We start from the raw sequence: 14,315 nt of genomic DNA, 5'->3' as shown, positions 1-14,315 counted from the left end.
CTTCACAGGATCGGCGAGATCAGCCGCGCGATACGCATCCCGAGCTGTTGCAGGCGATGCGTGCCGCGGCTGTCTTCGCTGCTGATTTCCGTGGCGTCGGCAAAATCCTTGAGCAGCATCGCTTCTACCTGGTCGGCGAAGTCCCGGTCCACCGTCAGCAAGGTAATCTCGAAATTCAACCGGAACGAGCGGTTGTCCAGGTTGGCGCTGCCGATCGCACTGACCTCGTCGTCCACCAGCACTACCTTCTGATGCAGGAATCCGGGTTGGTAGCGGAACATGCGCACCCCGGCACGTACCGCTTCGAAGGCGAACAGGCTCGAGGCGGCATAGACGATGTGATGGTCTGGGCGTGACGGGATGAGGATGCGCACGTCGACGCCGCGTAGCACGGCGAGGCGCAGAGCGGCGAATATCGCTTCGTCGGGAATGAAGTACGGGCTGGTGATCCAGATCCGTCGGGTCGCCGAGTGGATGGCCTCCAAGAAGAACAGCGCACAGGTTTCCTGGGAGTCGGCCGGGCCGCTGGCGAGCACCTGGCAAAGTACGCCGTTGTCGGGGTAGGTGTCTGGCAGGATCAGGGGCGGCAGCTCGCGTGTGGCCCAGTACCAGTCTTCGGCGAACGACTCCTGCAGGCAGGCCAGAACCGGACCGCTGACCTGCACATGGGTATCGCGCCAAGGCGACAGGCGCGGATGGCCGCCCAGGTATTCGTCCCCCACGTTGTGTCCGCCGAGGAACCCCAGCACGCCATCGACCACGACGATCTTGCGGTGATTGCGGAAGTTGACCTGGAAGCGATTGAACCAGCCGCGTCGGGTCGCGAAGGCATGGACCTGCACGCCACCGTCGCGCAGCACCTGGCAGTAGCTGGACGGCAAGGCGTGGCTGCCGACCCGGTCATAGAGCACGAAGACCTGCACCCCTTCGGCAGCTTTGCGCAGCAGTAGCTGCTGCAGTTCCGTGCCGATGGCATCGTCATGGATGATGAAGAACTGCACCAGCACCGCATGGCGTGCTTCGCCGATGGCGGCGAAGATGGCGTCGAAAGTAGCCTGGCCGTCGATCAGCAGCTTCACTTGGTTGTTCGCCAGGCAGGGCATGCGCCCCAGTTTCGGTAGGGCGCGCAGGGCTGCATAGCTTTCCGACTCACGAGCCGCCAGCGCTTCCTCTACCCAGGGTCGCCAATTGAGGTTGGCCATGGCCACGTGCATTTCCTGGTTGGCCTGGCGCCTGGCCTGGATATAGGCATAGAAGGAGCGGGCACCGAAAATCAGGTAGGGGATGAGGGTGAAGTAGGGAATGAAGAACAGCGACATCGCCCAGGCGATTGCACCCTGGGCGGTACGCACGGTGAACACCGCATGGAGCGCGGCGATGATACCGAGTAGGTGGATCAGGCCGAGCAAGTAACCGAAGAAGTAGGGGCTGTGATAATCCATACGCGTCCTGCTTGCGGAGAGCACTGCAGATAACAGAGCACGTTCCCGGCCTGGCTTGCAACCCGGAAGCGGAAATGACGTCTAAGGCACAATCGGCCAGTTGCCGGTATTTCGAGGAGCATTCATCCATGAAGATTCGTCTGCCATTGTTGGCGCTGGCATTTGGCCTGAGCAGTCCGCTGGTCCATGCGCAGATGCTGCAACCCGGCCTGTGGGAGTTGACCACCAGCAACATGCAGGTCGATGGCAAACCCCTGCCCGACATGGAGTTCATGCTCGGGCAGTTGAAGAACTTGCCGCCGGAGCAGCGAGCGATGATGGAAGGCGTCCTGGCCAAGCAGGGCGTCACCTTGGCGGGGAAAGGTGTACGTTCCTGCCTGACCCCGGAGCAGGTCAAGACCGACGACATCCCGCTGCAGGATCCGCAGTCCGGATGTACCCAGCGGATTACCGAGCGCACGGGCAATGTCTGGAAATTCGAGTTCAGTTGCCCCAAGGCGCAGGGGAGCGGCCAGGCTACTTTTCTCAGCGACCGCGAGTTCCTTACCCAGGTCAGCGGTACGTTCAATGCCTCGGGTGTTCAGCAGCAGGGCAGCATGAATACCCGGGCCGTTTGGCTGAGCGATGACTGCGGCTCGGTGAAGCCGCGTAGCGACGGGTGATCCATAGCCTTTTGGGAGCCGGCTCAAGCGACATTGGGGGCTGCAAGGCAGCCCCCAATGGCAACTGAACTCGATCCTCACCACTGCCAGCGGCTAATCGCGACAGCATCATGGGCATGCAAGCTCTCCGCATGTTCCACGCGCAATTCGAATCCGCTGACCCAAGCGAGCTGTCGTAATGCCAAGTGCAGGCGTCGTGCCGCATCCTCGCAAAACATCAGGTTCTGCCCATTGGCCAGGGCAAAGGCCTGCTCATCGGCGCGTTTTACCGCCGTCTGCACGGCGGTGCCCAACGCAGCTTCCGCCCTGTCGATCAGTTGGGTGACCGGAAGCTCCTCCAGATTGCTCTGCAAACGCACCCTGACATATGCCTGGCTGCGCTGACTGTGAGGTGTGGCGACGATTCCCTGGCTGCTACCCAGCCACTCCAGGATCGCTTGCCGATCCGTTTCGCGGTTGGCGAAATCCGCCACGAACTGCTGCTGTATCAATTGCCTGGCCAGTGCAGCCGAGCAAGGGCATGTGGATGAATAAGGAATCACAACGGATAGTTCCACGTGGAACATCGCATTTTCGATCCTGGCATCCACGGTTACCGGATAGCTTTTCCAACCCGCCAATGGGCTCACCAGGGCAGGTCGTTTCAGCATGTGGTCGAATGCCAGCCGCAGATAGGCGGCAGAGGCAAGCCCTTCATGGCTGGCGAGAAAGCGGGCCAACAACCGCCGCACGGCCAGGGGGTTGAGTTCCGACTGCTCGAGGGATTCCAGGGCCAGGTAAAGCCGAGACATGTGTATCCCTCGTGACACGCCGTCATCGAGGTTGACCCCGGCATCGGCCCGGGCGTTCAGGGTTCGTCCTTCGAACTGCAGCGGCAGTGCGATGCCCTGCATGCCTACCCAGTCCAAAGGCGATGTTCGTTGGCTGGTCTGGATGGCGATGTCGGGGAGCGTCAGGCTGGTCATTTGCGGATTCCAAGAAAGGTTGGCATTCAGCGGCAGCCGCCGATCAGGCTGCAGTGCAGGTTGAAGCGCTGCCCGCTGGAACTGGAGACGCGGTTCAGGGTGGTCCAGCCGATACGCCGGCTATACCCACCCACGCCTCGCCGTCGCTGGCCAGGCCGGTGAAGAACGTCAGTGAGCCGTAACGGCTGTTGGCTTGTGCCCACAGCCGACGGCTCACACTGTCGTAGCCGCGCAGGTAGAAGGTGCTGCCCTCGGTACGCACGCTGTAATAGCTGCCTTGGCCATCCTGGCAAGCCAGAAGCGTTGCGCTGCGTGTACACAGGGGGAGATCTGTGCGTGGCATGGCAAGTACTGACGAAGGCGCGATGAGCAACAGCAGCACAACGGCACGGGGCAGTTTCATTTTCATCTCCGGGTACCGTTCGACGAGCACGGCTTGGCGAAAGTGTATTGTTATAATATAACAGTAAGCAATGCATCGTTTCGAATGCGCTCGTCTGATGAGGGCTCCGCCAATGACCAAACGTCTCCCTGTTACCGTGCTGTCCGGCTTCCTGGGGGCCGGCAAGAGCACCTTGCTCAACCATGTCCTGCGTAATCGCGAGGACCTGCGTGTTGCCGTGATCGTCAACGACATGAGTGAAATCAACATCGATGCCAGCGAGGTACAGCGCAATGTCAGCCTCAACCGTGCAGAAGAGAAGCTGGTGGAGATGAGCAACGGCTGTATCTGCTGCACCCTGCGCGAGGACCTGCTCGAGGAAGTGGCGCGCTTGGCGCAGGAGGGCCGTTTCGACTACCTGCTGATCGAGTCCACTGGCATCTCCGAGCCGTTGCCGGTGGCCGAGACGTTCACCTTCCGTGACGAACAGGGCCGTAGCCTGTCCGACATGGCACGCCTGGACACCATGGTCACGGTAGTCGATGGCCTGAATTTCCTGCGTGACTACCAGGCGGCGGATAGCCTGGCCAGCCGTGGCGAAACCTTGGGCGAGGGGGATGAGCGATCGATCAGCGACCTGCTGATCGAGCAGGTGGAGTTCGCCGATGTGCTGCTGGTCAGCAAGATCGACCTGATCGGCCAGCATGAGCGCGAAGAGCTCACGGCCATCTTGCGCAGCCTCAATGGCCGGGCGCAGATCGTGCCCATGGTCATGGGCCAGGTGCCGCTTGAGCGCATTCTCGATACCGGCCTGTTCGATTTCGACCAGGCCGCCCAGGCGCCCGGCTGGTTACAGGAGTTGCGCGGCGAACACGTCCCGGAAACCGAGGAATACGGGATCGCCGCGAGCACCTGGCAGGCCCGTCGGCCACTGCATCCACAACGCTTCTTCGACTTTATCCACAAGCCCTGGAGCAATGGCAGGCTGTTGCGTTCGAAGGGGTTCTTCTGGTTGGCCAGCAAGTTCCAGGAGGCCGGAAGCTGGTCCCAGGCCGGGGGCATGATGCGCCATGGGCTGGCCGGGCGCTGGTGGCGTTTCGTGCCACGGGAGCATTGGCCGCAGGACGAGGAGAACACCGCGGCAATTCTCAAGCACTGGAGCGTGGAGGTCGGGGATTGCCGCCAGGAACTGGTATTCATCGGGCAGGACATCGATTTCGCCAGGTTATCCACAGAGCTGGATGCCTGTTTGTTGACCGATGAGGAAATGGCGTTGGGGCCGATGGCCTGGTTGCGCCTGCCCGACCCGTTCGGCCCCTGGCATGAGGAGGCTGCCGCGTGATGCTGGCAAGCAGGGCTGTGGATATCCGTCAGGTCTTCGGCGAATCGCCCCAGGTGCTGGCGGAGATTCTCCAGGATGGGGTCAACCTGGCGGTTTGGCAGCGCCGGCTGGCGGCGCAGGTGGAGGACTTCGCTGCACTGTTGCTCAGCCTGGGCCAACCCATGGCGGACGAGCGGGTGATCGATGTGGACGAGCGGGAAATGCCCGTGCTGCCTGGCCTGTTGAGCGGCGCAGCCGACCTGCATGGCTACGAAGGCTTTGTCGCAGACGTGGCGTGGTTGGTATCGGCCTACACCTGCCTGCTTGGCGCCCGGCGCGTCGGCTTGCGCCTGCGGGTGCTGGAAGGGACGATGTGCCCGCGCTTTCATGTGGATCACGTGCCGTTGCGCTTGCTCACCACCTATGCCGGCAAGGGCAGCGAATGGCTGGAGGAAGGCCGCATCGATCGCACCGCATTACCGCACGCCCCACCGCCTGTGGATAACATCCAGTGCCTGCAGGTGGGGGCAGTCGCCTTGCTCAAGGGCGAGAAGTGGCTGGGCAATGAAGGTGCCGGCCTGATACACCGCTCGCCGCTGACCGGAGCGGGGGAGCTGCGCCTGTTGCTCAGCCTTGACTGGTTGGCTTGAGGGCGCATAGTGGGTGGTTTATGGGGCCTGCGGCGGCTCTGGGGACGCCATTGAACCATCACATGTTGCAAAACATCCCTACCCACGTGATCGCTGGCCCATTGGGTGCCGGCAAGACCAGCCTGATCCGTCAGCTGCTGGCCCAGCGCCCCGCGGGAGAACGCTGGGCGGTGCTGGTCAACGAATTCGGCCAGATCGGCCTCGACGCGGCCTTGCTCTGCCGCGATGAGGAGGGCATCGCCATCGGCGAGGTGGCTGGCGGTTGCCTGTGCTGCGTAAACGGCATGCCGTTCCAGGTGGGGCTGGGCCGGCTGCTGCGCAAGGCACGACCCCACCGCCTGTTCATCGAGCCCTCTGGCCTCGGCCATCCACTGCAACTGCTCGAACAGCTTGGCCAAGCGCCATGGACAGGCGTGCTGGCCGTGCAGCCGCTGTTGATGGTTCTGGATGCCCAGGCCCTGGCACGTGGCCAGGCGCTGCCGGACACGCAGCGTGAGGCGCTGGCGGCAGCGGCCTTGCTGGTTTTCAACAAGGCTGGCCTTGTGGATGAACCGTCACGCCTGTTGATAACTGCACAACTGCCGGCCTTACCGGCCTTGTGGACAGAGCATGGCGCATTTTCCCTGGCGCAGCTTCCGGTTTTGCCCACAGAAGAGGCTCGATGCTCGCTTGTGGATAAGCTTGCTGTGGACAACGCTTTCGTGTCGTCTGCCGCCTTGTGGACAGATCCGCGCCAACCGATCTGCCAGGCACAACAGGGCGAGGGCGGCTGGAGCATCGGCTGGCGCTGGCACCCCAGCCAGCGCTTCGATGCACTACGCATGCAGGCTTTTCTCGAGGCATGGCCATGGCGCCGGGCCAAGGGTGTTATCCACAGCGGTGAAGGCTGGCGCTCGTTCAATGCCTTGGACGCAGGCCCACAGGCCTGGCAACCGAGCGAGTGGCGCAAGGATTCCCGTATCGAACTGATCTTCGACCAGGCCCAACCGCGGGAAGCCCTGCAGGCGGCGCTGGCCGACTGTCGCCTGGAGGGCTGATCAGTTGCGCCAGCGATTGTGCTCCTGGCGCCATTGCTGCATCTCGATGACGTTGTCGGCCTTTGGCGGGGTCTTGATCTCGAACGGGTAGGGCGCCAGTTCGATCAGCATGGTGTGGGCACCGAACTGGGTCACCGTCCCAGGGTGGCGTTGTTCGCCAGTGACGGTGAATTCGAAACCGTAGATCCGCGCCAGGCGCTTGCGGCCGTTGGCATCACGCACGAAGGCGATGCGCTTGAGCGCGACGTTGTCGTCGAGCAGTTCCAGGTCGAGGTTGGCGCAATGCTGCTTGACCCGCTCCAGCGCCTTTTCGCGTAGCCCATGGTTGTGCCACAGCCAGGCGCCGGCCGTTGCCACCAACATCAGGACGAAAAGGTTCTCCAGGGTCAACATTTGCATAGGCTCCAGACAGGTCAGTCCAGCTTAACCGCGTTCCTGGCCTGTCGTACAGGTGGCAATCGGGTTCATACTGCGCCTCGCATCCCAAGAACTGCTTCGGAAAAATACCCCATGAAACGCACGCCGCATCTACTCGCTATCCAGTCCCATGTGGTCTTCGGCCACGCCGGAAACAGCGCGGCGGTGTTCCCCATGCAGCGGGTCGGGGTCAACGTCTGGCCGCTCAACACCGTACAGTTCTCCAACCATACTCAGTATGGCCAGTGGGCAGGCGAAGTGCTCGCGCCCGCGCAGATTCCGGCATTGGTGGAAGGTATTGCCGGCATTGGCGAGCTGGGGCACTGCGATGCGGTGCTCTCCGGGTACCTGGGCAGTGCCGAACAGGGCCGGGCGATCCTGGCTGGTGTCGAGCGGATCAAGGCGGTGAATCCCAAGGCGCTGTACCTGTGCGATCCGGTCATGGGGCATGCGGAGAAAGGCTGCATCGTGCCGGTGGAGGTGAGCGAGTTCCTGCTCGAGCAGGCCGCTGCGGTAGCCGACATCCTCTGCCCCAATCAGCTGGAGCTGGACAGTTTCTGCGGGCGCCGGGCCGAGTCGCTGGAGGACTGCGTGGCCATGGCGCGCAGCCTGATCGAGCGCGGGCCGCAGGTGGTGCTGGTCAAGCACCTGGCCTACCCGGGGCGCGCTGCGGACAGTTTCGAGATGTTACTGGTGACCCGGGACGAAAGCTGGCACCTGAGCCGCCCCTTGCTGGCTTTCCCGCGTCAGCCGGTGGGCGTGGGCGACCTGACCTCGGGCCTGTTCCTGGCCCGCGTGCTGCTGGGCGACAGCTGGGTACGCGCCTTCGAGTTCACCGCAGCGGCAGTGCATGAGGTGCTGCTCGAAACCCAGGCCTGCGCCAGCTACGAACTGCAACTGGTGCGGGCCCAGGATCGCATCGTGCATCCGCGGGTGCGCTTCGAGGCCCAGCCGGTCTAGATCGAGTCGGTCTTGAGGTTCTGGTAGCGCTGCTCCAGCTCCTGGCGGATCTGTCGACGCTGCTGGCCCTGCAGGAAGCGGCGTTTCTCTTCCTGGGTCTGGGGCTGGCGCGGCGGTACCGGCACCGGGCGACGGTTGTCATCGACCGCGACCATGGTGAAGAAGCAGCTGTTGGAGTGGCGCACGGAGCGTTCGCGGATGTTTTCGGTCACTACCTTGATGCCCACCTCCATGGAGGTGTTGCCGGTATAGTTGACCGATGCGAGGAAGGTCACCAGCTCGCCGACGTGCACCGGTTCGCGGAAGATTACCTGGTCCACCGAGAGGGTCACCACATAGCTCCCGGCATAACGGCTGGCGCAGGCGTAGGCGACTTCATCGAGGTACTTGAGCAGGGTGCCGCCATGTACGTTGCCGGAAAAGTTGGCCATGTCCGGGGTCATCAGGACAGTCATCGTCAACTGGGCGTTTCCAGGTTCCATAGTGAGCTCACGGTAAGGTTGCGCTGAAACGGGGCCGTTATCTGCAGACACTTCTGTTCCCCCTTGGTGGTTCCGATCTTTACGGGACGTCGGCCGATGCGACATCGTCACGCGGATAGTGCCATCGACAATGACGCAATGGCCGATCTGTTTCTACATATTGCATCGGCTTTCTGCGGCAGGGCGCGATGTTAACCTGAGCACGCCCATGCAACATGGGCGTTCCTGCGTTAAAAACATTATGTATTTGCTGCTCGCTCAGGTTTGCCTTGGCAGAGGAGCGGTTTGCCCTGGCATCGAGAAAGGAGTACCACGCCATGCATGCCATCAGCTTCATCCAGGATCTGGCAGTGATCATGCTGGTCGCCGGGGTGGTCACCATTTTGTTCCATCGCTTCAAGCAGCCCGTGGTGCTGGGCTACATCGTCGCCGGTTTCATCATCGGCCCGCACACACCGCCCTTCGGCCTGATCCACGATGAAGACACCATCAAGACCCTCGCCGAACTGGGGGTGATCTTCCTGATGTTCTGCCTGGGCCTGGAGTTCAGCCTGCGCAAGCTGTTCAAGGTCGGGGCCACGGCGTTCATCGCGGCGTTCATGGAAATCGTCCTGATGATCTGGATCGGTTTCGAGATCGGCCGCTGGTTCGGCTGGAATACCATGGATTCGCTGTTCCTCGGGGCGATCCTGGCCATTTCCTCGACCACCATCATCGTCAAGGCGCTCAACGACCTGAAGATGAAGAACGAGCGTTTCGCCCAGCTGATCTTCGGCGTACTGATCGTCGAGGACATCCTCGGCATCGGCATCATCGCCCTGTTGTCGGGCATCGCGGTCAGCGGCACGGTAAGCTCGGGCGAAGTGTTCTCCACGGTGGGCAAGCTGTCGTTGTTCATGATCGTCGCGCTGGTGATCGGCATCCTGCTGGTGCCACGGCTGCTGGCGTACGTGGCGAAGTTCGAGAGCAACGAGATGTTGCTGATTACCGTGCTGGGCCTGTGCTTCGGCTTCTGCCTGCTGGTGGTCAAGCTCGAATACAGCATGGTCCTGGGCGCGTTCCTGATCGGCGCGATCATGGCCGAATCCCGCCAGTTGCTGAAGATCGAGCGCCTGATCGAGCCGGTTCGCGACCTGTTCAGCGCCATCTTCTTCGTTGCCATCGGCCTGATGATCGACCTGAGCGTGCTGATCCAGTACGCCTGGCCGATCCTGGTGATCACCCTGGCGGTGGTGCTGGGCAAGATGCTGTCCTGCGGCATGGGGGCCTTCATCGCCGGCAATGACGGCCGCACCTCGCTGCGGGTGGGGATGGGGCTTTCGCAGATCGGCGAGTTTTCCTTCATCATCGCCGCCCTCGGCATGTCGCTGCAGGTCACCAGCGACTTCCTCTACCCTGTCGCCGTTGCGGTGTCGGCCATCACCACTTTGCTCACGCCCTACCTGATTCGCGCCGCCGACCCGCTCTCGCGAAAGCTCGGCAATGTGGTGCCAAGCCGCCTGGCGAGGGTGCTGTCGTTGTATGGCGAGTGGCTGCGCAGCATCCAGCCCCAGGGCGAGGGGGCCATGCTCGCGGCGATGATCCGGCGCATCCTGCTGCAGGTGGGCGTGAACCTGGCCCTGGTGATCGCCATCTTCTTCAGTGGTGGCTACTTCGCCGGGCGTATCGGTGAGTGGTTGAGCGAATGGGTCAGCGATGTCAGCCAGCAGAAGGCGCTGATCTGGGGCGCCGCGCTGCTGTTGTCGCTGCCGTTCCTGATCGCCGCCTACCGCAAGCTCAAGGCGCTGTCGATGCTGCTGGCGGAGATGGGCGTGAAGCCCGAGATGGCCGGGCGACATACCCAGCGTGTGCGTCGGGTGATCGCCGAGGTGATTCCGCTGCTGTCGTTGCTGGTGATCTTCCTGCTGCTGTCGGCCCTGTCGGCGAGCATCTTGCCCACCAATGAGCTGTTGCTGGTGATCGCAGTCGTGGCGGCGGTGGTGGTGGCACTGCTGTGGCGCTGGTTCATCCGGGTGCATACCCGCATGCAGATCGCCTTGCTGGAAACTCTGGACAACCACCGCGACTCGCACTGAGCGAGCGCATGCCGACTGCCTGCGCCTTCATCGGCGCAGGCAGGTTCGATTGCCGGTCAGCTTTCCAGCCAGACGTCCCGGGCCCAGTGCCAGACCGTCTCCCAGCTGTCTTCGCTGATCGCTTCTTCTTCCGCGTCCCACAGCACCACCGTGCCATCTTCCTCGACGCAGTAGTAGTTGTCGCCATCCTGGCACAGCGGCACCAGGTCGCGGGGGACGCCGGCATCCCAGGCATTGGCGGCCACCTCGGGCAGGTAGGTGTGGGATTGCGGGTCGGTGACGGTCACTGGCTCCAGGCTGCCGTAGACCACGTCGCTGACGGTCAGCAGGAACTCCCGCAGGCCGAACGGCATGTTGATCAGCAGTTCTTCCTCGATCTCGACCAACAGGTCTTCGTCCGGCAGTTCCAGTGGCACCGGTACCGGCTCATTGGCTTCACGGAGCTGATCGATCACTTCTTCCACGGTTCACATCCTCTGACCTTGATGACGACGCTGCGCGTTATACCCTAGTAGCCCACTGGGCCAAAAGCAAAAACCCCGGGACATGCCCGGGGTTCGTTGTGCAATGCCTGGAATCAGCCGTTCTGGCGGATACCGGCGAGCAGCCAAGGCTGGTTCTCGCCCTGGGCGCGCTCCATGTGCCAGCTTTCGCTGAAGGCTTCGCCCTGGTCGAAACGGGAGGTCTTCGACACACCATGGAAGGTCAGGGTGGCGATGGTCCGGTCGGCACGGTCGTCGATGCCTTCCAGCTGCACTTCGAGGTTGTCGATGTAGGTGGACTGGAAGCCATCACCCAGGTCGGCACGCTCGCGCTTGAGGAACTCGAGCATCTGCGGGGTGACGAACTCGGAGATCTTGTCCATCTCGTTGGCGTCCCAGTGCTGCTGCAGCGACATGAAGTGGGTGCGTGCGGCGGCCAGGAAGCTCTGCTCGTTGAACCAGGCTGGCGCGTTGATCACCGGTGCGGCTGTTGCAGCGGGGGCTGCGGCGCCACCGAAGATCGACGGTTGGGCAGGCTGGGCGTGGGTTTCGCGCTGGTACGGTGCGTGGTTGGCACCGGCCATCTGCGGCTGCTGCTGGCGACGCCGCGCGGCGATGAAGCGGAACACCAGGAAGGCGATCAGGCCCATGATCAGGAAGTCGAGGATCTGCATGCCCTGGAAGCCATCGCCCATGAACATGGAGGCCAGCAGGCCACCGGCGGCGAGGCCGGCCAGTGGGCCCAGCCAGCGCGAAGCACCGCTGGCGGCGGCCGGAGCGCGGCCAGGCGCGGTCGGCGCGGCGGCAGGCGTGGTTGGCGTGGCCTGGCGGGTCTGGTGGATAGGCGCGGAGCCCGAGCTCTTGCCACCGCCGAAGCGCTTGGCGTTGGCATCCAGGCTCAGCGTCAGGCCGACGCAGAGCGCCAGAGCGATGCTAAGAAAACGTTGCATAAGTGGGATTTCCCCTGTTGTGGATTGCACGCGCGTCATGGTGCACAGGTTGTAGGACATATGGCCAGTGCCATAATGTTTCCAGCTTTTGCCTGATTGACCGGAGGCCAAGGCTGATCAGGCTGTAGGACATTTCAACTGTTATCTGGGGCTGCAATGCAGCCCACAGGTCAGATCGCTTCCAGCTTGGCGTACCCCAGCATCAGCCACTTGCTGCCTTCGGCGAAGTTCACCTGCACCCGCGCCTGGGCACCGGAGCCCTCGAAGTTGAGGATCACGCCCTCGCCAAACACCGCATGCTGCACGCGCTGGCCGAGGGCGAACGCGGTCTGTGGGATGCTGGCATTGGCGAACAGGCTGCTCGAGGTGGCCTGCGCACCGCCGAAGGGGCGGCTGACACTGTTGGACAGGCGCACTTCCTGGACCAACCCGGCCGGAATCTCCCGTACGAAGCGCGACACCTTGTTGTAGGTCTCGCTGCCATACAGCCGACGTGTCTCGGCATAGGTCATGATCAGCTGGCGCATGGCCCGGGTGATGCCCACGTAGGCCAGGCGCCGCTCCTCTTCCAGGCGGCCGGGCTCCTCCAGGCTCATCTTGTGGGGGAACAGGCCCTCTTCCATGCCCACCAGGAACACATAGGGAAACTCCAGGCCCTTGGCGCTGTGCAGGGTCATCAACTGGATGCTGTCCTCGTGCTCGTCGGCCTGGGCATCGCCGGCTTCCAGCGAGGCGTGGCCAAGGAAAGCCGACAAGGGCGAGAGGTCGGCGTCGTCGTCACTGGTTTCGAAGTTGCGCGCCGCGCTGACCAGTTCCTCGAGGTTCTCTACCCGCGCCTGGCCTTTCTCGCCCTTTTCTTCCTGGTGATAGATGATCAGCCCGGACTGTTCGATGACGGTCTGGGTCATCAGGTGCAGCGGCATGTCCAGGACCTTGGCGGCGAGGTTCTCGATCAGTTCGATGAAGGCGCCCAGGGCACTGGCGGCGCGGCCCTTGAGGGCCTTGGCGGCGAGCAACTGGCACATCGCCTCCCACATCGACAACTGGCTGTGGCGCGCGTGCTCGCGGATGGCCTCGACGGTCTTCTCGCCGATGCCGCGGGGTGGCACGTTGATCACCCGCTCCAGGGCCGCGTCGTTGCCACGGCCTTCGAGCAGGCGCAGGTAGGCCATGGCGTTCTTGATCTCGGCGCGTTCGAAGAAGCGCTGGCCACCATAGATACGGTAGGGGATGCGCTCGCGCAGCAGGGCTTCCTCCAGCACCCGCGACTGGGCATTGGAGCGGTAGAGAATGGCGATCTCGCTGCGTGCGTTGCCCTGCCTGAGGATGCTTTCGATGGTTTCCACCACGTAGCGCGCTTCGTCGTGCTCGTTATAGGCGGCGTACAGGCTCAGCGGCTCGCCTTCGCCCATGTCGGTCCACAGCTCCTTGCCCAGGCGCCCGCTGTTGTTGGCGATCAGCGCGTTGGCAGCCTTGAGGATGCCGCCGGTGGAGCGATAGTTCTGCTCCAGGCGGATCAGTTCGGCGTCGGGAAAGTCGGCGGTGTACTGGTGGATGTTCTCGATCTTGGCGCCGCGCCAGCCATAGATCGACTGGTCGTCGTCACCCACGGCCATCAGGCTGTCGCCACCGGCGGCGAGCAGGCGCAGCCAGGCGTACTGCACTGCGTTGGTGTCCTGGAACTCGTCCACCAGCAGGTGGCGGAAGCGCCGCTGGTAGTGCTCGAGCAGGCCGGGGTGGTCGCGCCACAGGTCCAGGGCGCGCAGCAGCAATTCGGAGAAGTCGATGACCCCGGCACGCTCGCAGGCCTGTTCGTAGGCTTCGTAGATCGAGCGCATGGTGGCCAGGAACAGGTCGCCGCTGGCCTGGATGTGCTGCGGGCGCAGGCCTTCGTCCTTCTGCCCGTTGATGAACCATTGGGCCTGGCGCGCCGGCCAGCGCTGTTCGTCGAGGCCGAGCTCGCGGATCACCCGCTTGATCAGGCGTTGCTGGTCGTCGCTGTCGAGGATCTGGAAGTTCTGCGCCAGCCGCGCTTCCTGCCAGTGGGCCCGCAACAGGCGGTGGGCCAGGCCGTGGAAGGTCCCCACCCACATGCCGGCCGGGTTGATGCCCAGCAGTTGCTCGATCCGCTGGCGCATTTCCGCCGCGGCCTTGTTGGTGAAGGTCACCGACAGGATCGAGTGGGGCGAGGCCTGCTCGACCTGGATCAGCCAGGCGATACGGTGCACCAGCACGCGGGTCTTGCCCGAGCCGGCGCCGGCAAGCACCAATTGACGCCCCACCGGGGCCGCTACGGCCTGGCGTTGGGCGTCGTTGAGGGAGTTCAGCAGGAGGGAGAGGTCATCGTTGCGCATCCGGCCATTCTAGGGCCGCGCAGGGGGCAGGGGCAAACGGCCCTGGGATAAATCTTGCCGTGCCTGGCCGGCCACTCATCGACACGGCTGAGTGAGCCGCGTGCTTGAGCGGTCGCGGGGCGAAGGCCGCGGTATT

Annotated in this window: 13 protein-coding genes and 1 pseudogene; 6 read left to right on the top strand and 8 right to left on the bottom strand. The window is 63.3% G+C overall.

Annotated elements, in window-relative coordinates:
- Positions 1-2: 2 nt before the first annotated feature.
- A complete protein-coding gene (cls, locus tag WCE05_RS09400) occupies positions 3-1,442 on the bottom strand; it encodes a cardiolipin synthase (protein WP_225786825.1) in 1,440 nt (479 codons plus the stop codon).
- Between the two features lie 128 nt (positions 1,443-1,570).
- Here cls and WCE05_RS09395 point away from each other — a divergent pair, with 128 nt between their 5' ends.
- A complete protein-coding gene (locus tag WCE05_RS09395) occupies positions 1,571-2,104 on the top strand; it encodes a DUF3617 domain-containing protein (RefSeq protein WP_225786824.1) in 534 nt (177 codons plus the stop codon).
- 77 nt (positions 2,105-2,181) lie between these two features.
- On the opposite strand, the gene folE2 is transcribed toward WCE05_RS09395, so the two are convergent.
- A complete protein-coding gene (gene folE2, locus WCE05_RS09390) occupies positions 2,182-3,069 on the bottom strand; it encodes a GTP cyclohydrolase FolE2 (protein ID WP_225786823.1) in 888 nt (295 codons plus the stop codon).
- Positions 3,070-3,095: 26 nt separating this feature from the next.
- Positions 3,096-3,472, bottom strand: a pseudogene (locus WCE05_RS09385) (glutamine synthetase).
- A gap of 112 nt (positions 3,473-3,584) precedes the next feature.
- On the opposite strand from WCE05_RS09385, the gene zigA reads away from it, so the two are divergent.
- From zigA to WCE05_RS09370, 3 genes are all read left to right on the top strand, one after another.
- A complete protein-coding gene (zigA, locus tag WCE05_RS09380) occupies positions 3,585-4,793 on the top strand; it encodes a zinc metallochaperone GTPase ZigA (RefSeq protein WP_368815805.1) in 1,209 nt (402 codons plus the stop codon).
- Positions 4,790-5,422, top strand: coding sequence for a DUF1826 domain-containing protein (locus WCE05_RS09375; RefSeq protein ID WP_225786820.1), 633 nt, complete (start codon positions 4,790-4,792; stop codon positions 5,420-5,422). The genes zigA and WCE05_RS09375 overlap by 4 nt, the downstream gene beginning before the upstream one ends.
- 62 nt (positions 5,423-5,484) lie before the next feature.
- Positions 5,485-6,459, top strand: coding sequence for a GTP-binding protein (locus WCE05_RS09370; protein ID WP_368815804.1), 975 nt, complete (start codon positions 5,485-5,487; stop codon positions 6,457-6,459).
- On the opposite strand, the gene WCE05_RS09365 is transcribed toward WCE05_RS09370, so the two are convergent.
- The gene (locus tag WCE05_RS09365; RefSeq protein WP_225786868.1) at positions 6,460-6,852 is read right to left on the bottom strand and encodes a DUF3301 domain-containing protein; all 393 of its coding nucleotides are present in this window, start codon (positions 6,850-6,852) and stop codon (positions 6,460-6,462) included.
- 117 nt (positions 6,853-6,969) lie between these two features.
- On the opposite strand from WCE05_RS09365, the gene pdxY reads away from it, so the two are divergent.
- A complete protein-coding gene (pdxY, locus tag WCE05_RS09360; protein ID WP_368815803.1) occupies positions 6,970-7,836 on the top strand; it encodes a pyridoxal kinase PdxY in 867 nt (288 codons plus the stop codon).
- On the opposite strand, the gene WCE05_RS09355 is transcribed toward pdxY, so the two are convergent.
- Positions 7,833-8,318 carry an acyl-CoA thioesterase gene (locus tag WCE05_RS09355; RefSeq protein ID WP_253080394.1) on the bottom strand — a complete coding sequence of 162 codons (486 nt, stop codon included), beginning with the start codon at positions 8,316-8,318 and terminating at the stop codon, positions 7,833-7,835. The genes pdxY and WCE05_RS09355 overlap by 4 nt on opposite strands.
- 317 nt (positions 8,319-8,635) lie before the next feature.
- Here WCE05_RS09355 and WCE05_RS09350 point away from each other — a divergent pair, with 317 nt between their 5' ends.
- Positions 8,636-10,393 (top strand): cation:proton antiporter, encoded by a 1,758-nt coding sequence (locus tag WCE05_RS09350; protein WP_225786816.1) that lies wholly within the window; start codon positions 8,636-8,638, stop codon positions 10,391-10,393.
- A 56-nt stretch (positions 10,394-10,449) separates the two neighbouring features.
- Here WCE05_RS09350 and WCE05_RS09345 read toward each other — a convergent pair whose 3' ends face one another.
- The 3 genes from WCE05_RS09345 to uvrD all read right to left on the bottom strand — a co-directional run bounded on the left by WCE05_RS09345 (position 10,450) and on the right by uvrD (position 14,179).
- Entirely contained in the window at positions 10,450-10,857 is a 408-nt protein-coding gene (locus WCE05_RS09345; RefSeq protein ID WP_225786815.1) for an SMI1/KNR4 family protein, read from the bottom strand.
- Between the two features lie 113 nt (positions 10,858-10,970).
- Positions 10,971-11,825, bottom strand: a complete 855-nt coding sequence (locus WCE05_RS09340) for a Tim44 domain-containing protein (protein ID WP_368815802.1) — start codon at positions 11,823-11,825, stop codon at positions 10,971-10,973.
- Positions 11,826-11,995: 170 nt separating this feature from the next.
- A complete protein-coding gene (gene uvrD / locus WCE05_RS09335; protein WP_225786813.1) occupies positions 11,996-14,179 on the bottom strand; it encodes a DNA helicase II in 2,184 nt (727 codons plus the stop codon).
- Positions 14,180-14,315: the final 136 nt, after the last annotated feature.

Origin of the sequence: Pseudomonas sp. I2 (genome assembly GCF_040984075.1) — a bacterium.
Classification (GTDB): domain Bacteria; phylum Pseudomonadota; class Gammaproteobacteria; order Pseudomonadales; family Pseudomonadaceae; genus Aquipseudomonas; species Aquipseudomonas guariconensis_B.
This window is presented reverse-complemented; position numbering and strand designations above follow the sequence as displayed.

Bases quoted from the DNA above. Each gene is read 5' to 3' on its own strand.
- cls (WP_225786825.1), bottom strand. From the start codon at position 1,442: ATGGATTATCACAGCCCCTACTTCTTCGGTTACTTGCTCGGCCTGATC.
- WCE05_RS09395 (WP_225786824.1), top strand. From the start codon at position 1,571: ATGAAGATTCGTCTGCCATTGTTGGCGCTGGCATTTGGCCTGAGCAGT.
- folE2 (WP_225786823.1), bottom strand. From the start codon at position 3,069: ATGACCAGCCTGACGCTCCCCGACATCGCCATCCAGACCAGCCAACGA.
- zigA (WP_368815805.1), top strand. From the start codon at position 3,585: ATGACCAAACGTCTCCCTGTTACCGTGCTGTCCGGCTTCCTGGGGGCC.
- WCE05_RS09370 (WP_368815804.1), top strand. From the start codon at position 5,485: ATGTTGCAAAACATCCCTACCCACGTGATCGCTGGCCCATTGGGTGCC.
- WCE05_RS09365 (WP_225786868.1), bottom strand. From the start codon at position 6,852: ATGTTGACCCTGGAGAACCTTTTCGTCCTGATGTTGGTGGCAACGGCC.
- pdxY (WP_368815803.1), top strand. From the start codon at position 6,970: ATGAAACGCACGCCGCATCTACTCGCTATCCAGTCCCATGTGGTCTTC.
- WCE05_RS09355 (WP_253080394.1), bottom strand. From the start codon at position 8,318: ATGGAACCTGGAAACGCCCAGTTGACGATGACTGTCCTGATGACCCCG.
- WCE05_RS09350 (WP_225786816.1), top strand. From the start codon at position 8,636: ATGCATGCCATCAGCTTCATCCAGGATCTGGCAGTGATCATGCTGGTC.
- WCE05_RS09340 (WP_368815802.1), bottom strand. From the start codon at position 11,825: ATGCAACGTTTTCTTAGCATCGCTCTGGCGCTCTGCGTCGGCCTGACG.
- uvrD (WP_225786813.1), bottom strand. From the start codon at position 14,179: ATGCGCAACGATGACCTCTCCCTCCTGCTGAACTCCCTCAACGACGCC.